Genomic DNA, 19,681 nt, shown 5'->3' on the forward strand with positions numbered 1-19,681 from the left:
CGGCGCGCCGTGCCGGGCTGGTCCAGATCACCTTTGCCACGCAGCGGCCCGGCGGCGGCCACTGACCTCCATGCCGTCCCCCCGCCGAGCCGCCCGCTGGTCTGCCCTGTGGCGGCTGGCCAGCGAGCGGCGAGGCGCCCTTGCCCACGCCCTGCTGCCACTGGCCTGGTTGTACGGCAGATTGGCGCGCCAGCGGCGCGCGGCGTTCCTGTCCGACGCGACCCGGACATCCCGCTTGCCGGTGCCCGTCATCGTCGTGGGCAACGTGATCGCCGGTGGTGCAGGCAAGACACCCACCGCCATCGCGCTGATCCGCCACCTGCTCTCGCGCGGACACCGCCCCGGCCTGGTCTCGCGCGGCTACGGCCGGCGGGGCGATGACGTCCTTTTGCTGCCGCAGGTGCCGGACCCGGTGCTGCATGGCGACGAGCCGTCGCTGATCCGGCAGGCCACCGGCGTTCCCGTGTGTGTGGGAGCCGATCGGGTCGCGGCGGCCCGGATGCTCCTTGAGCGACATCCCGACATCAGCGTGCTGGTCTGCGACGACGGCCTGCAGCACTACGCCCTGGGGAGGGACATTGCCATCGCCGTCTTCGACGACCGGGGCGTTGGCAACGGCTGGCTGCTGCCTGCGGGGCCGCTGCGCGAGCCCTGGCCGCCAGGCGCCATCGACAGGCTGTCGCCCCATCTGCTGTTGCGCCAGGGGCGCGGGCCTGGTCCTGCACGGCCCTTGCCTGAGGTTCCGGGCATCCCTCTTTTTCACGCCCGCCGCCGGCTGGGCGATACGGTGCACTGGGCCGACGGAAGCACCAGCCCGCTGGCATCACTGGACACCACCCCTGTGACCGCGCTGGCCGGCATCGCGCGGCCTGAGGTCTTTTTCGACATGCTGCGCGAACAGGGAATCCAGCCTTCCGGCCTGATCGCGCTGCCTGACCATGCCCGGGCCGATGTGTTCGAAGAGGCATTGTCGGCAGTAGAAGGCACTGTCCTGTGCACCGAAAAGGACGCGGTCAAGCTGTTTCCCTGGTGGCAGGCCCACCCCCGGCGCGACCGCTGGCGCATGGGCGCCATTGCGCTCGTCACGGACATCGATCCCCGCTTCTTCGAGGCGCTGGACACCCGGCTGGCTGCCTGCGCGGCCGGCGCACTATCATCCGACCATGGACACCAAACTGCTTGAAATGCTGGTCTGCCCCGTGACCAAGGGCCCGCTGCGCTTCGACCGCGAACGCCAGGAATTGGTCTCGCGCAGTGCCCGGCTGGCCTACCCTGTGCGCGACGGCATGCCCATCCTCCTGGAGCACGAGGCGCGTACCCTCAGTGACGAAGAAATCGAGTCCCTCGCGCCGACCCCACGCGCACCATGAGGCCCACCGCCGTACCGCCCGCGGGCGCGGCTGCCAGCGAACCCGCTTTCACCGTCCTGATTCCGGCACGCCGGGCCTCGACCCGCCTGCCCGACAAGCCGCTGGCCGACATCGAGGGCCTGCCCATGGTCGTGCGCGTGGCACGGCAGGCCGCGCTCGGCGGTGCCCGGCGCTGCGTGGTCGCGGCCGACGACCCGGCCATCATCGACGCCTGCGCGCGCCATGCCGTCGAGGCCGTACTGACCCGGCAGGACCACGCCAGTGGCAGCGACCGGCTGGCCGAGGCCTGTGCCCTGCTCGGACTCGACGGCGACGACATCGTGGTCAACGTCCAGGGCGATGAACCCCTGATCCCTGCCACACTGATCAGTGCGGTCGCGCGCCTGCTTGCCGAGCGCAGCGATTGCGTCATGAGTACGGCGGCGCATCCCATCGGGCAGTGGAGCGAATTTCTCAACCCCAATGTGGTGAAGGTGGTCACGGACCACCGGGCGACGGCCCTGTATTTCAGCCGTGCACCCATTCCATGGTGGCGCGATGGCATGACCGGCACCCCCGCGGCCGGCGACCCCTTGTCCGATCCGCCGCCGCTGCGCCACATCGGCATCTACGGTTACCGCGCCGGGTTTCTGCGCCGTTTTCCTGGCCTGGGCCAGGCCGCCGTGGAGACCTGCGAGTCGCTCGAGCAGTTGCGGGTACTCTGGCACGGCGAGCGCATCGCCGTGCACCTGGCCGAAGACAGCCCGGGGCCTGGCGTTGACACGCCGGAAGACCTGGAGCGCGTTCGCGCCATCATTCGGGCAAGCCTGTAAGCCAACGCCAATAAGCACATGCTATCCTCGTTGGTTGACTCGGCTGCCTGCTGAGGGCCGGCGGCTGCGGCTGCCTGGAGACGGCAGCCCTACCGAATCGCTATCAAAGACAAAGGAAACCGATGAGACTCATTCTCCTGGGAGCACCCGGCGCCGGCAAGGGCACCCAAGCCACGTTCATCTGCCAGAAATACGGCATTCCCCAGATCTCGACCGGCGACATGTTGCGTGCAGCCGTCAAGGCCGGCACTCCGCTGGGCCTGCAGGCCAAGGCGGTGATGGAGTCTGGCGGGCTGGTCAGCGATGACCTGATCATCAATCTGGTGAAGGAACGTATTGCGCAGCCTGACTGCGCGCAAGGCTTCCTGTTCGACGGTTTCCCGCGCACCATTCCGCAAGCCGACGCCATGAAGGCCGCCGGCGTGAAGCTGGACTACGTGCTGGAAATCGACGTCCCCTTTGACGCCATCATCGAGCGCATGAGCGGCCGCCGCTCCCATCCCGCCTCGGGCCGTACCTACCACGTCAAGTTCAATCCGCCCAAGGTCGAGGGCAAGGACGACGTGACGGGTGAACCCCTGGTGCAACGCGACGATGACAAGGAAGAAACCGTCAAGAAGCGCCTGGAGGTCTACAGCGCCCAGACCCGCCCACTGGTCGATTACTACAGCAGTTGGGCCAGCCAGGACCCCGCCAACGCGCCCAAGTACCGTGCCATCAGCGGCACGGGAACGGTCGAGGAAATCACCGCGCGTGCGCTGGCGGCACTGGCCGACTGAACCCGGGGGCTTCCGCCCGGTTCGAACCAGGCCCGGCTTCGCCGGGCTTTTTCTTTTTCATAGCAGCGCCAACGCCAACGACAGGCGGGCCTTGATCACCGAAGGTTCGGCCAGGGGCCAGTCGCCGCCGCTGCGCCCGCTGGTCACCGGCCGGCCGAGGGCACAGCGGGTGCCGCGCCAGACCACCACCCCTTGCGCCTGTGCCTCCTCCAGCGCCTCGGCCAGCGCCGTGTGCACCGTGCCATTGCCGGTACCGGCGACAACCAGCCCGCGCAAGGGCGGGATATCGCCCCCCGGGGCCGCCAGCAGGCTGCGCACCAGATGGCCTTGGGCATCGGCGTGGCTGAACACCAGTTCGACCCGGGGCAAGGCGCGCACACCCTGCACCCGCGCCCACAAGCCCGGATCGGCCCGGCCGGGAACGGACTGGCGGAACAACCGGAGCTCGCCGGCCTCGATCACGCCCAGCGGCCCGGCGTCGCCAGACCCGAAAGCGTCGAGACGCCAGGTATGGACCTTGGTCACATCCTGCGCCGCGTGCAGCCTGCCAGCGCACACCACCACCACCCCGCCGATCCGCCCGTCCGCCGCCACACGCAAGGCATCGTTGAGGTTCTGCGGCCCATCGGGCATGAGCGCCGTTGCCGGGCGCATGGCGCATGTCAGCACCACCGGCTTGGTCGGCGCCAGTACCTGATGCAAAAACCAGGCGGTTTCCTCCAGGGTATCGGTGCCGTGGGTAATCACCATGCCCGCGACCTCCGGTCTCGCCAGATGGTGTGCCACACGCTGCCCGAGCCGCTGCCAGATCGCCAGCGTCATGTCCTTGCTGTCGGTTTGCGCCACCTGTTCGTGCTCGGCGACCAGGCCGGCGGGCAGCGACAGACCGGCCAGCAGGTCGGCCACCGGTACCACACCAGCGGTGTAGCCAATTTCATCCGTGACGCTCTGGGCGCGCCCGGCGATCGTCCCCCCCGTGCCCAGCACGACCACTTTCTTCACTGATTCCTCACGGTTCACTTGCATTTCCTCTCGAGCTGATGAAAAATACAGGTACTGGATATTCAAACAGCTCCCAACGAGGCTTCCATGTCCGAACTGCCGACCACCCCCAAACTCACTGCGCGCCAGCAACAGATCCTGACGCTGATCCAGACGGCCATCGCGCGCACCGGTGCGCCACCGACCCGTGCCGAGATTGCCAGCGAGCTGGGCTTCAAATCGGCCAATGCCGCCGAAGAGCATCTGCAGGCACTGGCGCGCAAGGGCGTGATCGAACTGCTCAGCGGAACCTCGCGTGGCATCCGTCTGCGCAGCGAAGACCTGCGATCGATCAACGCGGCCCGCCAGCTTACACTGCCCGGCCTCGCACAGTTGGCCCTGCCTCTGATCGGCCGCGTCGCGGCAGGCTCGCCCATCCTCGCGCAAGAGCACGTGGATCAAACCTATCACGTCGAAAGCAGCCTGTTTGCCCGTCAACCCGACTACCTGCTGCGGGTTCGTGGTATGTCGATGCGTGACGCCGGCATCATGGACGGCGATCTGCTGGCGGTGCAGTCCACACGCGAGGCACGCAATGGGCAGATCGTCGTGGCCCGTCTGGGTGACGACGTCACCGTCAAGCGTTTCATGCGCCACCCGGACCACATCGAGCTGATCGCCGAAAACCCCGATTACCGCAGCATCGTGGTCAGTAACGACGAACCTTTCGAGATCGAGGGGCTGGCCGTTGGCCTGATCCGCAACAGCTTCGTGATCTGACTCGTTCAACCGGCCTTGCAGGTGGCGGGCGTTGCGTCGCGGGACACCGCCGCGCAACCCTGTGGGGTCGGCTGTTGCCCAATCTCGCCTGTGTTCAACGCCTATCGAGGAGTTTCACATGGGATTTCGCTTCAACAAACCCAGCAGCTGGCGCGCGCCCCTGCAGATCATCGACAGCTTGCTGCCGCCCCAGGTCACTGTGCAGCATGCTCCGCCACTGGTCGCGCACTGCCTGCGCTCGTTCCAGCGCGCCGGCTGGCTGGGCAAGACCCGCAACAAGATCGGCGGTGTGCCGGCTGCGCCCGTTGACGGCACCGGCAAGCGCACTGCTGCGGCCCAGTGCACCGATGCCCGGGCACCACTGCCGGTGCGGGTCATCCACACCCCCGAACAACCCATTGTCCTGCCCCGCCGCCCGGGCGCACGGGTGGTCATCTCGGGCCGCATGGCCGACGTCTGTGCGGAGCTCGAACGCCTGGCCGCCATGGAAGCCCGTACCAGCCGCGCCTGAACCCTTCAATCACGAGAGCACATACACCGACAGCGCGCACGCGCGACGCATCCGGCCGCAGGTGTCGCCCCTCTCCAGGTACCGCTCGGCGGCGCAAGGGGGAGTGCACAATACCCGGATGAACATTGTCATTCTTGACGACTACCAGGATGCTGTGCGCAAGCTGCGCTGCGCCGACAAGCTCGAGCCCTATCCCGCCAAGGTGTTCACCAACACGGTCAAGGGTGTCGGGCAACTGGCGGTTCGGCTGCGTGATGCGGACGTTCTGGTGCTCATCCGCGAGCGCACGGCGATCACCAGGCAACTGGTTGAGAAGCTGCCCCGCCTGAAGCTGATTGTCCAGACCGGACGTGTGGGCAAACACCTCGATATCCAGGCCTGTACCGAACGCGGCATTGCCGTTTGTGAAGGGCTGAGTTCGCCCGTGTCCACCGCAGAACTCACCTGGGCACTGATCATGTCGTCCATGCGGCGCATACCGCAGTATGTGTCCAACCTCAAGCACGGCGCCTGGCAGCAGTCTGGCCTGAAGTCGGGGTCCATGCCACCGAACTTCAGTCTGGGCACCGTGCTCAGCGGGCGAACGCTCGGCATCTGGAGCTACGGCCGCATCGGCTCGCTTGTGGCGGGCTACGGCCGTGCCTTCGGCATGCGCGTGCTGGTCTGGGGCAGCGACGATGCCCGCCAGCGAGCCATCAACGACGGCTTCGAAGTGACGCCCACCCGCCAGGCCCTGTTTGAGGAGGCCGACGTGCTGTCGCTGCACCTTCGCCTGAGCGAGAGCAACGTCGGCTGTGTCACGCTTGATGATCTGTCCTGCATGAAGCCCACCGCCCTGCTGGTGAACACCTCGCGCGCCGAGCTGATCGAGCCCGAGGCCTTGCTGACCGCCCTGAACCGCGGCCGGCCGGGCATGGCGGCCATTGACGTGTTCGAGTCCGAACCCATCCTGCAAGGGCACGCCCTGCTGCGGCTGGAAAACTGCATCTGCACACCGCACATTGGCTACGTGGAACAAGACAACTACGAGATCCTGTTTTCATCCGCCTTCGACAACGTGGTGAACTTCATCAAGGGGACGCCGACCAACGTGGTCAACCCGGGCGCACTGCAGGTACGCCGATAAAGCGGAACCCATCGCCGCTGGCCCCTCTGCTTGCGGGGGTGGCGGTCTATGGCCGACCTGCGCTCTGATCGCCCCTGTCCGGTGGCAGGAAATCCAGCAATTCGAAATCGATCAGGTTGTCGGACATATCGCCTGCAGGCACCTGCCGTGTACCGGCCATCGGCGCCTCAGGCGCCGGATCCTCGGTCAAAGCGATGTCGAACACGTCAGCATCTGCCAGGTCATCCAGATCGATATCCAGACCAGCATTGGGCGATACAGGCGCCAGGTCATCGCTCAGGAATTCGGACGTCTTGTCCGGCCAAGCCTCGCGTTCCGGCTCTGGCGCACCCGGTGCCCGGGATGCGGCAGCGTTCAGGGGTTTGAGCGCGGTGTGCTGGAAGTCGTTGGGCATGTCACCTTGCGAGGCTTCACGCTGGATCATGTCCTTGGCAAGGGCGTGCAGCAGCAGCAACTCGCGGTAGGCTTCCAGGTCGAAGACTTCTTCGTCGGCGGCATGGTTGTCGCGGAAGATGGACCGCTCGATCACCTCCAGCACCTTCGGCTGGGGCCAGAGTGCCTGGATCCGGCTGAATGCTTTTTCGTACGACTCCAGTCCGCGACTGTGGGTCGAGTATTGCTCGAACGGTGGCGCGCCGGCATTGAACACCTGGTTGAAGTCGGCTCGCAGGGCTTCGTATGCATCGCGATGGCCCAGCAGGTGGTAGATTTTGAACAGGTCGAGATAGGTCAGCGGGCTCGGTTCGTGGCTTTCGTCCAGGTGTTCGCGCAGGACACGGATGGCCTGCTCGTGCTCACCAAGCGACATGAAGAAGTCGGCCTGCTGCTGGACATCAAAAAGTTCCTCGGTCGCCAGCGACCGGGCGGCGCTCGCCGGTGCCGGCGCCGGGGCCAGTCCGCCCCCCACCCCAGCCGGTGCCGGACGGTTCGATTTCACCGCCGCCTGAGTCGACGACAACACATCGCCCGGTGAAAAGTCGTCGTCTCCCAGGGTCAGTTCGATATCGACTGGCGTGGCTGGGCGCCGACTGACCTTGCGCGTGCGCGGCAAGGCGGTCACAGCCCCGTCGGTTCGGGAGGCACCACGCCCCACCGCTGCGCCCGCCCAGGACGGCACGCCGGTGTCTTCGCCCTGGGGCGCTGCACGCCGGCGCCACAGTGTCACGACCAGCAACAGTGCCAACAGCATCGCACCGGCAAGCACATAGCCGATCCAGCGCCAGCGCTCGCCTGTTTGAAGACGGGCTTCGAGCACCTCCACCTGCGCGCGCTGGCGGGCCTCCCGTTCGCGCCAGGCCTTCGATTCGGTCTCCAGCGTCTCCAGCCGCTGCTGGTCGCGCAAGATGGTGTCCGGCGCCACGTTGATGGCCTTCCACAACTGGATTGCAGCCAGCCGTGCGTCGGGGTTGGTCGCCTCCGGATCGGACAGCAACCGGGGCGTCAGCCGGAGCACCGGATCGCGCTCGGCGGTCAGGTCGATGTCGAGGAGGTCCAACTCAAGACGGTGCTCCGCCGGTTTGGCCGAAGCGGGCGCGGATTGGCGCACCAGGCTGGTACGCGGCCCGGCCTTCGGTGCCGCCACCGGCGGGGTTGCCTGATTGGCGGCGCGAGACGGGCGCGGGGGCATGGCGGGCGCACCCGCACTGCCTGGCAAGGCCACCATCGGCACATTCGCCGATGGTGCCATCGACGTCGCGGTGCCCTCCTCCGGCCGCTCGCGTGCGATCACCGCCTCGCTGACCGGATCGGCCAGCAGCACATAGCGCCGGGAAAAGATCGACGTGCATCCGATACCAACGGTGACGGTGACGATCGGTTCGTTGACGGGCTGTGACGACCGGATGTGCAGTATGGCGTCGGTCCCGGATGCGCCAGCCTGCAGTGAACTCGTCACATTGCTGGCAAGTACCTGGCTGTCCCCATAGAACACATCGGGCTTGACGCACAGCGCGCCGGGGTTCTCGCCCGGTGCCAGCGTGACATGCACCCGAAAATCCAGCGGGCGCCCCAGCAACGCTGCTCCATTGTGCGAGCCGAGCGTCGCCGCGGGGCTGCCCAGCGTGGTTGATAGCAAAATGGAGCCCAGCCAATAATGGCGCACGTCGCATGTCCTTTTGTTTGGGATTTGTACATTTTGTCATAATCTGCCGCTTTTATCCGCGAAATAATACTTAAATATGCAAATTATTTTCAGCAAAGTTGGGGTGATCGGTGCGGGTGCCATGGGACGGGGCATCGCCCAAATGGCAGCACAGGCCGGCAGCGAAGTGATGTTGCTCGATGTCCAGGCCGGTGCAGCCGAGACCGCCAAGAAAGCCATTGAGGGAGCGTGGCAGAAGCTGGAGGACAAAGGCAAGATTGCCCAGGGACAGGCCCGGACATGGAGTGCCCAACTGAAGGTGGCCGGCTCGCTGTCCGACATGGCTTCTTGCCAGTTGGTGGTGGAAGCTGTGGTCGAAAAGCTCGACCTCAAGCGGCAGTTGTTCGGTGAACTCGAAGACATCGTGGCCGACGATGCCGTCCTGGCGACCAACACCTCCTCGCTGTCCGTGACCGCCATCGCCGCCGGTCTGCACCGGCCGGGACGCTTTGCGGGCTACCACTTCTTCAATCCTGTGCCGCTGATGAAAGTGGTGGAAGTGATTGCCGGCCTGAAAACCGACCCTGCCGTGTGCCAGCAGTTGACCGCTTATGCACGCCAGTTCGGCCACACGCCGGTGGCGGCGCAGGACACACCCGGTTTCATCGTCAACCACGCCGGGCGCGGCTATGGTACCGAGGCCCTGCGCACGGTGGGCGAGAAGGTGGCCGACTTCGCCACCATCGACCGCATCCTCAAGGACCAGATGGGCTTCCGGCTCGGTCCCTTTGAGCTGTTCGACCTGACGGCACTGGACGTGTCTCACCCGGTGATGGAGTCGATCTACCACCAATACTATGAGGAAGCGCGCTACCGCCCCAGCGTGATCACGGCGCAGCGTCTGGCCGGCGGGATTGTGGGCAAAAAGGTCGGCGAAGGCTTTTACCGCTATACCGATGGCAAGGCCGAAGTGCCCGCAGAGCCACCTGTGCCGGCGGTCGCGTCGCTGCCACCGGTGTGGGTATCGCCCAAGGCCGCGCGCCGGCAGGCGCTGTACCAGCTGCTCAAACAGTTTGGTGCCCGCATCGAAACCGCGCAGACCCCGTCCGAGCAGGCGCTGATCCTGGTGGCACCGCTGGGCATGGACGTGACCACGCTGGCCGCCGTCGAACGGCTCGACGCCACGCGCACCATCGGCATCGACATGCTGCTCGATGACAGCGCGACCAAGCGCCGTGTGCTGGCCACCAACCCGGCCACGCGGCCTGACATGCGCGATGCGGCTCACGCCTTGTTCGCCACGGACGGCAAACCGGTCAGCGTGATCCGCGACAGCGGCGGCTTCGTCACGCAACGCGTGGTGGCCACCATCATCAACATCGCTGCCGACATGTGCCAGCAAGGCATCTGCACGCCGGCAGACCTGGATCTGGCCGTCACGCTGGGTCTGGGTTACCCGATGGGGCCGCTGGCCATGGGCGACCACATCGGCCCGACCAATGTGCTCGAGGTCCTGTTCAATCTGCAGACGGTGTATGGTGATCCGCGCTACCGCCCATCGCCCTGGCTGCGCCGGCGCGGCGCCCTGGGCCTGAGCCTGCTGCACGAAGAGATTTGAGCGGCACCCACCACCCCAACACCACAACAGGAGACAAGACACCATGGGCGCCAGCCTCAAGAGCCACAGTCAGGGCCAGACCCTGGTCCTGACCATCAGCAACCCGGAAAGCCGCAATGCCCTTGGGCCCGAGATCTACGCCGCCGGCGTCGAGGCCCTGACAGCGGCGGAATCCAATCCCGATGTCCGTTCGGTCATCATCACCGGCGAGGGCGCGCATTTCTGCGCAGGCGGCAATCTGCAGCGCCTGCTGGGCAATCGCCAGCAGCCCCCTGAGGTACAGGCCCGCAGCAACGAAGGGCTGAACCACTGGATCGAGGCCATTCATGCCTGCCCCAAGCCGGTCATCGCCGCCGTCGAAGGTGCCTGCGCCGGCGCCGGCTTCTCGCTCGCTCTGGCCTGTGACCTGATCGTCGCGGCACGCGACAGCATCTTCGTGATGGCCTACAGCAGTGTCGCGCTGTCGCCCGATGGTGGCGCCAGCTGGAGCCTGATGCGCGCCGTGCCACGCGCCACCGCCCTGGAACTGCTGCTCCTGGGCGAACGAGCCAGCGCAGAGCGCCTGCACCAGCTCGGTGTGGTCACGCGGGTGGCCGAGCCGGCGGCGGCCCTGTCCGACGCGCTGGCACTGGTCGAGCGGCTCAACCAGCGCGCGCCCAATGCATTGGCCAGCATCAAGGAGTTGGCCAACGAAGCGCTCACCGTGCCTTTGCACACGCAACTGGCCTCTGAACGCGACCACTTCGTTCGCAATCTCCATCATGGCAACGGCGGCGAAGGCATCCAGGCCTTCCTGGAGCGCCGCCAGCCCCAGTACCGCTAGTTCTGCCCACTTGACGCTTCCGAGCCCGCGGCGTCCCTGGGGTGACAGTCACGGGCATCACCAGTCACTCATAAGACAGCCCATGGACGAACCGATTCTGACAATGGAAGAACGCGACGCGATCAATGGTGGTCGCTGGTTCCAAAGTCTCTCTCCTTCTCTGCGGCACGACATCCTCCGATGCGCCTACGTCAAACGCTTCAAAGACGGCGACCTGATCGTCGCACGCGGCGACCCGCCCTCCGAATGGTCGGCCGTGGCCAAGGGTGCGGTGCGTGTGAGCTCGACCTCGCTGTCGGGCAAGCAGATCACGCTGACCTACGTCGAGCCGGGTGTCTGGTTCGGCGATGTGGCCATGTTCGACGGCGACCGCCGCACCCACGACGCCTATGCCCACGGGCACACCACCATGCTGTGCGTGGCCCGCAACGACTTCCAGAAAATCCTGGCCACGCACGTGGAGTTGTACGAAGCGCTGATGCGCCTGCAGGCACGCCGCATCCGCACCCTGTTCGGCCTGGTCGAAGACCTCAACACGCTGCCGCTGCGCGCGCGACTGGCCAAGCAATTGCTGCATCTGGTGCGCAGCTACGGCGTGCCCTGCCTGGCCGACGGCAACGAGATGCGCATCGGCCTGCAACTGGCTCAGGAGGAGTTGGCCCAGTTGCTGGGTGCCTCGCGCCAACGGGTGAACCAGGAACTCAAGGCCATGGAACGCGAAGATGCGATCCGCATCGAACAAGGCGGCCTGGTCATCCGCAACCGCGCCGTGCTGATGCGCATCATCGAAGCCTGAGACGGTCCTCTGCGCCGCCTGGCAAGGAGGCACCCTTCGCGATTGCGCCTGCCGTCGCGGGTCTTTCCATCCCTGGCAGGATTCCGTTATGAGCGACAACACACAGTTCACCGGTACCCGCCCGGTTTCCGGCCAGCACGCCTTCGACACCGCGGCCCTGCAGGCCTGGCTCGGCGAGCACCTGCCCGGCTTCGCCGGTCCGCTGGGCGTCGAGATGTTCAAGGGCGGCCAGTCCAACCCGACCTACAAGCTCGTCACGCCGCAGCGTGCCTACGTGATGCGCGCCAAACCCGGGCCGGTCGCCAAGCTGCTGCCCTCCGCGCACGCCATCGAGCGCGAGTACCGCGTCATGAGCGCCCTGCACGGAACGGATGTGCCGGTGGCGAAGATGCTCGTGCTGTGTGAGGACGAATCCGTCATCGGCCGCGCGTTCTACGTCATGGAGTGCATTGAGGGCCGCGTGCTGTGGGAGCAGTCGCTGCCCGACGCCAGCCGCGAGCAGCGCGGCGCGATCTACGACGAGATGAACCGCGTCATGGCCGCCCTGCATACTGTGCGGCCTGCCGAAATCGGCCTGGCCGACTACGGCAAACCGGGCAACTACTTCGAGCGCCAGATCAACCGCTGGACCCGGCAATACCAGGCCTCGGCCGATGGAGCCGGCGAGCTTTCGCAGCCGATTGCCGAGATGGAGAAACTCATCGAGTGGCTGCCCGGTCACATACCGGCTATGGCGCGCGACGAATCCATGGTTTCCATCGTGCATGGCGACTACCGCCTGGACAACCTCATGTTCCATCCGAGCGAGCCGCGCATCCTGGCCGTGCTCGACTGGGAACTGTCCACGCTCGGGCATCCGCTGGCCGACTTCAGCTACCACTGCATGTCCTGGCACATCCCGCCGGGGGCCTTTCGCGGCATTGCCGGTCTGGACCTGCCGGCGCTGGGTATCCCGTCGGAAGACGAGTACATCGCCCGCTACTGCGAGCGCACGGGCTTTGCCACGCCGGCGCAACTCAAGGCCGACTGGAACTTCTACCTGGCCTACAACATGTTCCGGCTGGCCGCCATCCTGCAAGGCATCGCCAAACGTGTGGAGGCCGGCACCGCCGCCAGCGCCCAGGCCCGCGCCTCGGCGCAAAGTGCGCGCCCCCTGGCCGTCATGGCCTGGCAGTTCGCGCAACAGGCCTGAGCAAGGCCTGCCCCTTTTTTTCCACGACCTGACCCAAGGACACTTTCATGCATTTCGATTACAGCGACAAGGTCAAGGCGATGCGCGAGCGTCTGCTCGCCTTCATGGACGAACACATCTACCCGAACGAAGGACGCTTCTTCGCTGAAATCGCGGCCAACCGCGCCAAGGGCAACGCGTGGATACCCACGACCCTGATCGAGGAGCTCAAGCCCAAAGCCCGCGAAGCCGGGCTCTGGAACCTGTTCCTGCCGCAAAGCAAGCGCGCGCCCGAAGGTCTGAGCAACCTGGAATACGCACCGATGTGCGAGATCATGGGCCGCGTGCCGTTTGCCGCCGAAGTCTTCAACTGCTCGGCGCCCGACACCGGCAACATGGAGACGCTGGAGCGCTACGCCAGTGAGGAGATCAAGGACGAATGGCTCGAACCCCTGCTGCGGGGCGAGATCCGCTCGGCCTTTCTGATGACGGAGCCCGAGGTGGCCTCCTCCGATGCCACCAACATCCAGTGCCGCATCGAGCGCGACGGCGACGACTACGTCATCAACGGCCGCAAGTGGTGGTCGTCCGGCGCCGGCGACCCGCGCTGCGCGGTCTACATCGTCATGGGCAAGACCGACCCCGAAGCGCCGCGCCACTCGCAGCAGAGCATGATCGTGGTGCCGGCCAACTCGCCGGGTGTCGAGGTGGTGCGGCCGCTGAGCGTGTTCGGCTACGACGACGCACCGCACGGCCACATGGAGGTGGTGCTGCGCAACGTCCGCGTGCCCGCTCGCAACCTGCTGCTGGGCGAAGGCCGCGGCTTCGAGATCGCCCAGGGGCGCCTGGGGCCGGGCCGCATCCACCACTGCATGCGCTCCATCGGCGCCGCCGAGCGCGCCCTGGAACTCATGTGCAAGCGCCTGAGCAGCCGCGTGGCCTTCGGCAAGCCGATCTCGTCCCAGTCGGTGTGGCACGAGCGCATCGCCGATGCGCGCATCAAGATCGAGCAGGCACGCCTGCTGACCCTGAAGGCCGCCTACATGATGGACACGGTGGGCAACAAGGTGGCCAAGGCCGAGATCGCCATGATCAAGGTGGTGGCACCCAGCATGGCGTGCGAGATCATCGACATGGCCATCCAGGCGCACGGCGGTGGCGGCGTCAGCGACGACTTCCCGCTGGCATACTCTTATGCCAACCAGCGCACCCTGCGTCTGGCCGACGGCCCCGACGAGGTCCACCGCAACGCCATCGCCAAGCTGGAACTGGCCAAGCACATGGCTACCCGGGGCGAGGTGGAGATGCCCGTCACCCGCGGCTGCTGACAGTGCCTGGTGCCGTCTGAAGGGGGCTTCGGCCCCCTGTTGCATTGAAGGAGTCTGCCGATGATCGACGTCTATTCCTGGCCCACCCCCAACGGCCACAAGGTTCACATCATGCTGGAGGAATGCGGCCAGCGCCTCGGCCGTGACTGGCAGGTCCACGCGGTCGACATCGGCAAAGGTGACCAGTTCAACCCTGCCTTCCTGGCCATCAGCCCGAACAACAAGATCCCGGCCATGACCGATCCGAATGGCCCGGACGGCAAGCCGATCAGCCTGTTCGAGTCGGGCGCCATCCTCGTCTACCTCGCATCCAAGTTCGGCAAGCTCCTGCCCCGCTCGGACCGCCAGAAGTTCGAAGTGCTGCAATGGCTGATGTTCCAGATGGGCGGCGTGGGCCCGATGCTGGGCCAGGCGCACCACTTCCGCATCTACGCGCCCGAGCAGGTCGAGTACGCAATCAACCGCTACACCAATGAGGCTCGGCGCCTGTACGGCGTGATGGACCGATGCCTGAAGGACCGCAAGTTCATCGCCGGCAACCAGTACACCATCGCCGACATCGCCATCTTCCCCTGGCTGCGCAGCTGGCAGAACCAGGGCATCGACTGGGCCGACTACCCGCGCCTGAAGGACTGGTTCGACCGCATCACCGAGCGACCCGCCGTACAACGGGGTGTGGCGGTGCTGGCCGAGGCGCGCAGACCCGTCACCGACGAGCAGTCGCGCTCCATCCTGTTCGGCGAACAGCAGTACGCTCGCCGATAAACGCAGCGCGCCGCAAAAACCGGGGCGCGGAGCAGGTACAATGGCACATTCAGTCGGAGCGTAGCGCAGCCTGGTAGCGCATCTGCTTTGGGAGCAGAGGGTCGCGAGTTCGAATCCCGCCGCTCCGACCACCCCATAACGAAAGGCCCACTGAGTGGGCCTTTCGTCCTTGTCGGGGTCTCTTTGGCTCCGTCTGCCCGTAGCTCAACTGGATAGAGCAGCTGCCTTCTAAGCAGCAGGTCGGGGGTTCGAGTCCCTCCGGGCAGGCCAATCCCTCACAGCCATTTCTGCATGAACTGTGCGGTTCCCATGGCCGGATCGAGCTGGTAGCCGGCATAGCCAATGCGCTGGTACAGCGTCAGTGCCGGGGTGTTGCCCGAGAGGACTTCCAGCGTCATCTTCACCGCACCGCGCTCGCGCGCCTCGACTTCCGCCGCTTCCAGCATCACCTGAGCAATGCCCCTGCCCCGGTGGCTGGCCAGTACCGCCACATCGTGCACATTGACCAGCGGCCGGCACTTGAAAGTGGAGAATCCTTCGATGCAATTGACCAGGCCCACGGGGGCCTTGCCGTCAAAGGCCAGGATGCTGTAGGCATGCGGACGGGCTGCCAGTTCGGGCACCAGATGCGCACGCGCATAGTCCGACAGTGGCTCACCGCCGCCGGCCGGGTCGCGCGCATAGGCATCGAGCAGCATCACGATGGCCTCGGCATCGGACGGGTCAGCGTAATCGGCCTTGCGGACAGAAAATGCTGCCGCCATCACCCCCCCTGACGGACCGCCTCTGCCAGGCGCTCGGCACAGGCCTTGGCCTGCCCGGCGTCCTGCGCCTCGACCATCACCCGCAGCAGCGGCTCGGTGCCACTGGCCCGGATCAGCACGCGGCCCCGATCACCCAGTTCCGCCTCGACCTTGGCCGTTTCATCGGACAGGCGCGTGTTCGCCTTCCAGTCCTGGCCGGGCTGCAGCCGCACGTTGATGAGCACCTGCGGGAACAGGTCGATGCCGCTGAGCAGTTGCGCCATGTTCTTGCCGCTGTCGACGCAGGCGTGCAGCACCTGCAGGGCCGAGACCAGTCCGTCACCCGTGGTGTGGCGGTCGAGCACCAGCAGGTGCCCCGAGCCCTCCCCGCCCAGCGTCCAGCCACGGCGGTTCAGTTCCTCCAGGACATAACGGTCGCCCACCTTGGCACGCACGAACTCGACGCCCTTGCGGCGGAACGCCAGTTCCACGGCCATGTTGGTCATGAGCGTGCCCACCACGCCCGGCACGTCGATGTCACGCGCAATGCGGTCGGCAGCGATCAGGTACAGCAACTCGTCGCCGTTGAACAGGCGGCCCGTCGCATCCACCATCTGCAAGCGGTCGGCATCGCCATCCAGCGCCACGCCATAGTCGGCACCGTGGGCCTTGACCGCCTCGACGAGCGCCTCGGGGTGGGTGGCGCCCACGCCCTGATTGATGTTCAGGCCATCGGGCGCGCAGCCGATCTTCACCACATCGGCCCCCAGCTCGTGGAACACGGCCGGCGCGATGTGGTACGCGGCGCCGTGTGCCGCATCGACCACGATCTTCAGGCCCTTGAGCGAAAACTGGTGCGGACAGCTGCTCTTGCAGAACTCGATGTAGCGCCCCGCCGCGTCGTCCAGCCGGCGCGCCTTGCCCAGGTTGGCCGAATCGGCCCACACCGGCGCCTCCGCCAGAGCGGCCTCCACGGCCTCCTCCCAGGCGTCAGGCAGCTTGGTGCCCTGCGCACTGAAGAACTTGATGCCGTTGTCGGCGTAGGGGTTGTGGCTGGCACTGATCACCACGCCCAGGCTGGCGCGCTGGGCCCGTGTCAGATAGGCCACGGCCGGCGTCGGCAACGGCCCCAGCAGCAGCACGTCCACGCCGGCCGAGTTGAAGCCGGACTCCAGCGCCGATTCAAGCATGTAGCCTGAAATGCGCGTGTCCTTGCCGATCAACACCGTGGGGCGACCGCCATCGCGATGCAGCACGCGCCCCACCGCATGGGCCAACCGCAGCGCGAAATCCGGAGTGATCGGCGCCTGACCGACGGTGCCACGAATACCGTCGGTGCCGAAATATTGTCTTGCCATAGATAGCCGCCATTTTAGGGGCGGCCTGAGCCCTTGAATGGATCCCGCCGCGCCAGGGTGCCCCCGAATTCCACCGGGACGCCGCTCAGCCCGGTGTGCTCGCGCGGTGGCTGCCCAGCACCAGGCAAGGCACCTCCACCCTGGGCAGCAGCCGTTCCTTGAACGCCGGCTCCTGGTGGTAGCGGATTTTGTCGGCCATCACCGGGTGCGCCATGCCCTCCACCAGCAGGATCTCCTTGTCGTCGCCCATGGCCTTGAGCTCCTGGGGCAGCATCAGGGCCCGGCGCTCCTCGCTTTCGCTGCGCGTGTAGCTGCGCTCCCGGGAGCGGCTGCGGCTGACGCTGCCCTTGGTCACGCTGGTGTATCCCAACATTTCGCTGTATTCATTCGCATCGCGCTGCTCGCGCGGTGAGAAAACGATCTGCAACGCATGGTTTGTGACAATGTTGCGCGCCTGCTCCTTGCCATAGACGGATTCCAGCTGCGACAGACTCTGGATGACCGGCAGCAGACGCAGGTTGTACCCCGCCATGAACCCCACCGCATGGGCAATGATGTCCACGCGGCCGATGCTTGTGAACTCGTCCATCAGCAACAGGCATTGGTGTTTCAGCGCCGGGTTCGCCTGCGGCAGTACGCGGGTGTTCAGGTTGATGAGCTGGCTGAAGAACAGATTGAGGATCAGGCGAGACTCGGCCAGCTTGTTGGGCTGGATCGCCACGTAGATGCTCATCTTGCGACGGCGCACGTCCCGCAGGTCGAAATCGTTTGCACTCGTCGCGGCATCAACCACCGGATTGAGCCAGGGGTTCAGGGGTTCCTTGAACGTCCCCATGATGCTGGCAAACGTCTCGTCGGCCTGGCCCAGCAAGGTGGCAAAAGCCGACTTCGCGCTGGTGCTCAGGTGCGGCCAGCGGGCCAGGGCACCCAGGTGCTCGCGCATGCTCTGGCCGGTGCCGGTACCCGAGACGAGGCGGTACAGATCACCAATCGTGGGTGTACCAGGGGCGCCGCCGAGATAGTTCCTGGCGAGATAGGCCGCTTGCTCGAAGGCATACAGCGCCACCGCCACAAACGCGTTCTGGGCCTGATGCGCCCAGAACGGGTCCTTGGCATGGTCCGACACCGGGTAGAGCATGGCCGCGATACTCTGCACATCGCTGACCTGGAAGTGCGGATCCTCGGAGACATACCCCAGCGGGTTCCAGCGATGGGTTCGAAGATCTTCCGCGAACGGGTTGAACAGGTACACCGATTGCCCATGGCGCGCCCGGAAGCCGCTGGTCAGATCGAAGTTCTCCTGCTTGATGTCCAGCACCACCACCGATCCCCGGTAACTCAACAGATTTGGGATCACCACGCCCACCCCCTTGCCCGAGCGCGTCGGTGCGGCCAGCAGCGCGAATTGCTGGCCGTTGAAATAGACGTAGCGCCCCTCCTTCTTGCCGACGACGATGGCGGTGTCGTCGGGTTTGAGCATGTTGCGCTTGCGCAGGTCGCGCAGACAGGCAAAGCGCGCGTCGCCGTACAGCTTGCCCTTGCGCTGGAGCCAGGCCGGCCCGGCCGCCCCGAGTGCCAGCAACAGCGGCAGACCGAATCCCAGCAGGCCGCTGCTGCGGATCACGCTGCCATGCAGGGCATGGTCCCGATATGCCCACCAGTAGCGTGCATAACTGGTCAGATCCAGGGATGCCAGAGATAACCCCAGCCGCCAGAACAGCACGGCGCCGCTGACATAGGCACCCACCAGCAGGCCCAGCACCAGCACCAGTACGCCTATCCAGGCCTTGCGCTTGTCCATGGTCGATCAGTCGGTCAGCAGGGCGATCCGCAGGCGCGCCTGCCGGGTCCTGAAAGGCTGCATCTGCAGCAGTTCCATGCCATGCAGGCAAGTTTCGCTGATCAATGGCATCAGCCGGGCTGGCTGCGCCGGCTCCCGAACGGTGCTCCGATCACAGGCAGCGCTCATAAGCCTGTGTCTGCATGAAGGCCTGGTCACCCGCGGTCTGCGTACCCGACCGGTACAGCGTATTGCCGCGGACCGTGAACCCGTAGGTCACCAGAGCCTTGAGGCCGTCGTACGGGTACACATCGAGCAAGCCCGTCACCTGCCAGGCGCCGTCAGCCAATGAGTTCACGGCGGTCAGGAACAGCACATCCTCCTGAACGCCCTGCCTCGCCTCGGCGATCTGCCGGTCAGCAATCACCAGGGTGCCCGGCACCAGTTCACCTGAGCGCCGCAGGCGGTATTGCAGGCAGTGATGCTGGCCCAGGTCCGACGCCTCGACCCACACCCCGCGCATGGCCGCCGGTGTGACAGAAGGTCGATCCGGCGGCACATCCTGTGCCGGTGACACACAGGTAAGGCCGGCCAGCAGCAGGCCGCTCGCCCATCGATGATTGCATTGCATATGGATTTCCCCCTGATTGAGACAAGACTGAGCCGGCGCGAATCAGGCATCAGTCCGCCGCCACCCGCCGCCTGCGCTGCGGGTCGAAGTCGATGCCCGTGATCTGGCGCCGCCCGGCATGGGCCTGGATGTGCACGATCACATCGATGGTCAGCATCAGCAGGCGCTTGATCTCGTTGAATGCAAGGCCCGCCCCCTCGGGTGACGCTTTCACCATCAGGGCCATCTG

The 19,681-nt window shown here is 66.0% G+C and carries 19 protein-coding genes, 2 tRNA genes and 1 pseudogene; 15 read left to right on the forward strand and 7 right to left on the reverse strand.

Annotated features, from left to right (window positions below; genetic code table 11):
- The first annotated feature begins 70 nt into the window (after nt 1-70).
- From lpxK to adk, 4 genes are all read left to right on the forward strand, one after another.
- Nucleotides 71-1,183 (forward strand): tetraacyldisaccharide 4'-kinase, encoded by a 1,113-nt coding sequence (gene lpxK / locus PHQ87_RS06750; protein WP_300232371.1) that lies wholly within the window; start codon nt 71-73, stop codon nt 1,181-1,183.
- Nucleotides 1,164-1,370 (forward strand): Trm112 family protein, encoded by a 207-nt coding sequence (locus PHQ87_RS06755; RefSeq protein WP_300232373.1) that lies wholly within the window; start codon nt 1,164-1,166, stop codon nt 1,368-1,370. The genes lpxK and PHQ87_RS06755 overlap by 20 nt, the downstream gene beginning before the upstream one ends.
- Nucleotides 1,367-2,182 (forward strand): 3-deoxy-manno-octulosonate cytidylyltransferase, encoded by an 816-nt coding sequence (kdsB, locus tag PHQ87_RS06760; protein ID WP_300232376.1) that lies wholly within the window; start codon nt 1,367-1,369, stop codon nt 2,180-2,182. The genes PHQ87_RS06755 and kdsB overlap by 4 nt, the downstream gene beginning before the upstream one ends.
- Nucleotides 2,183-2,304: 122 nt before the next feature.
- Nucleotides 2,305-2,961, forward strand: a complete 657-nt coding sequence (gene adk, locus PHQ87_RS06765; protein ID WP_300232377.1) for an adenylate kinase — start codon at nt 2,305-2,307, stop codon at nt 2,959-2,961.
- A gap of 57 nt (nt 2,962-3,018) precedes the next feature.
- Here adk and PHQ87_RS06770 read toward each other — a convergent pair whose 3' ends face one another.
- The gene (locus tag PHQ87_RS06770) at nt 3,019-3,987 is read right to left on the reverse strand and encodes an asparaginase (protein WP_300232379.1); all 969 of its coding nucleotides are present in this window, start codon (nt 3,985-3,987) and stop codon (nt 3,019-3,021) included.
- A 72-nt stretch (nt 3,988-4,059) separates the two neighbouring features.
- Between PHQ87_RS06770 and lexA the strand changes: the two genes are divergently transcribed.
- From lexA to PHQ87_RS06785, 3 genes are all read left to right on the forward strand, one after another.
- Nucleotides 4,060-4,722 (forward strand): transcriptional repressor LexA, encoded by a 663-nt coding sequence (lexA, locus tag PHQ87_RS06775; RefSeq protein WP_300232410.1) that lies wholly within the window; start codon nt 4,060-4,062, stop codon nt 4,720-4,722.
- A 118-nt stretch (nt 4,723-4,840) separates the two neighbouring features.
- Nucleotides 4,841-5,233 (forward strand): hypothetical protein, encoded by a 393-nt coding sequence (locus PHQ87_RS06780; protein ID WP_300232381.1) that lies wholly within the window; start codon nt 4,841-4,843, stop codon nt 5,231-5,233.
- A gap of 118 nt (nt 5,234-5,351) precedes the next feature.
- Nucleotides 5,352-6,359 (forward strand): D-2-hydroxyacid dehydrogenase family protein, encoded by a 1,008-nt coding sequence (locus tag PHQ87_RS06785; protein WP_300232383.1) that lies wholly within the window; start codon nt 5,352-5,354, stop codon nt 6,357-6,359.
- Between the two features lie 46 nt (nt 6,360-6,405).
- Here the strand turns inward: PHQ87_RS06785 and PHQ87_RS06790 are convergent, their stop codons facing one another.
- Nucleotides 6,406-8,460 carry a hypothetical protein gene (locus PHQ87_RS06790; RefSeq protein WP_300232385.1) on the reverse strand — a complete coding sequence of 685 codons (2,055 nt, stop codon included), beginning with the start codon at nt 8,458-8,460 and terminating at the stop codon, nt 6,406-6,408.
- Nucleotides 8,461-8,536: 76 nt separating this feature from the next.
- Between PHQ87_RS06790 and PHQ87_RS06795 the strand changes: the two genes are divergently transcribed.
- The 8 genes from PHQ87_RS06795 (at nt 8,537) to PHQ87_RS06830 (ending at nt 15,210) form a co-directional block, all read left to right on the forward strand.
- Entirely contained in the window at nt 8,537-10,057 is a 1,521-nt protein-coding gene (locus PHQ87_RS06795; RefSeq protein ID WP_300232389.1) for a 3-hydroxyacyl-CoA dehydrogenase, read from the forward strand.
- Between the two features lie 43 nt (nt 10,058-10,100).
- Complete coding sequence (locus tag PHQ87_RS06800) at nt 10,101-10,880, forward strand: oxepin-CoA hydrolase, alternative type (RefSeq protein WP_300232391.1); 780 nt, start codon at nt 10,101-10,103, stop codon at nt 10,878-10,880.
- An 82-nt stretch (nt 10,881-10,962) separates the two neighbouring features.
- Nucleotides 10,963-11,676 (forward strand): Crp/Fnr family transcriptional regulator, encoded by a 714-nt coding sequence (locus PHQ87_RS06805; RefSeq protein WP_300232394.1) that lies wholly within the window; start codon nt 10,963-10,965, stop codon nt 11,674-11,676.
- Nucleotides 11,677-11,764: 88 nt separating this feature from the next.
- Entirely contained in the window at nt 11,765-12,868 is a 1,104-nt protein-coding gene (locus tag PHQ87_RS06810; protein WP_300232396.1) for a phosphotransferase family protein, read from the forward strand.
- 47 nt (nt 12,869-12,915) lie between these two features.
- Nucleotides 12,916-14,175: an acyl-CoA dehydrogenase family protein gene (locus PHQ87_RS06815; protein WP_300232398.1), complete on the forward strand. Its 1,260-nt coding sequence runs from the start codon at nt 12,916-12,918 to the stop codon at nt 14,173-14,175.
- Between the two features lie 60 nt (nt 14,176-14,235).
- A complete protein-coding gene (locus PHQ87_RS06820; protein ID WP_300232400.1) occupies nt 14,236-14,940 on the forward strand; it encodes a glutathione binding-like protein in 705 nt (234 codons plus the stop codon).
- Between the two features lie 54 nt (nt 14,941-14,994).
- Nucleotides 14,995-15,071: transfer RNA gene (locus PHQ87_RS06825), tRNA-Pro, on the forward strand.
- Between the two features lie 62 nt (nt 15,072-15,133).
- Nucleotides 15,134-15,210, forward strand: a tRNA-Arg gene (locus PHQ87_RS06830).
- A 5-nt stretch (nt 15,211-15,215) separates the two neighbouring features.
- Here the strand turns inward: PHQ87_RS06830 and PHQ87_RS06835 are convergent.
- From PHQ87_RS06835 to PHQ87_RS06855, 5 genes and pseudogenes are all read right to left on the reverse strand, one after another.
- Complete coding sequence (locus tag PHQ87_RS06835) at nt 15,216-15,704, reverse strand: GNAT family N-acetyltransferase (protein ID WP_300232402.1); 489 nt, start codon at nt 15,702-15,704, stop codon at nt 15,216-15,218.
- Nucleotides 15,704-17,041, reverse strand: coding sequence for a phosphoglucosamine mutase (gene glmM, locus PHQ87_RS06840; protein WP_300232403.1), 1,338 nt, complete (start codon nt 17,039-17,041; stop codon nt 15,704-15,706). The genes PHQ87_RS06835 and glmM overlap by 1 nt, the downstream gene beginning before the upstream one ends.
- Nucleotides 17,042-17,126: 85 nt before the next feature.
- Nucleotides 17,127-18,842, reverse strand: a complete 1,716-nt coding sequence (locus PHQ87_RS06845) for a type IV secretory system conjugative DNA transfer family protein (protein ID WP_300232405.1) — start codon at nt 18,840-18,842, stop codon at nt 17,127-17,129.
- A gap of 151 nt (nt 18,843-18,993) precedes the next feature.
- Nucleotides 18,994-19,344 (reverse strand): hypothetical protein, encoded by a 351-nt coding sequence (locus tag PHQ87_RS06850; protein ID WP_300232408.1) that lies wholly within the window; start codon nt 19,342-19,344, stop codon nt 18,994-18,996.
- A 157-nt stretch (nt 19,345-19,501) separates the two neighbouring features.
- A pseudogene (locus PHQ87_RS06855) lies at nt 19,502-19,681 on the reverse strand (P-type DNA transfer ATPase VirB11); the annotation flags it as partial.

Origin of the sequence: Hydrogenophaga sp. (genome assembly GCF_028698005.1) — a bacterium.
Lineage (GTDB): Bacteria > Pseudomonadota > Gammaproteobacteria > Burkholderiales > Burkholderiaceae_C > Hydrogenophaga.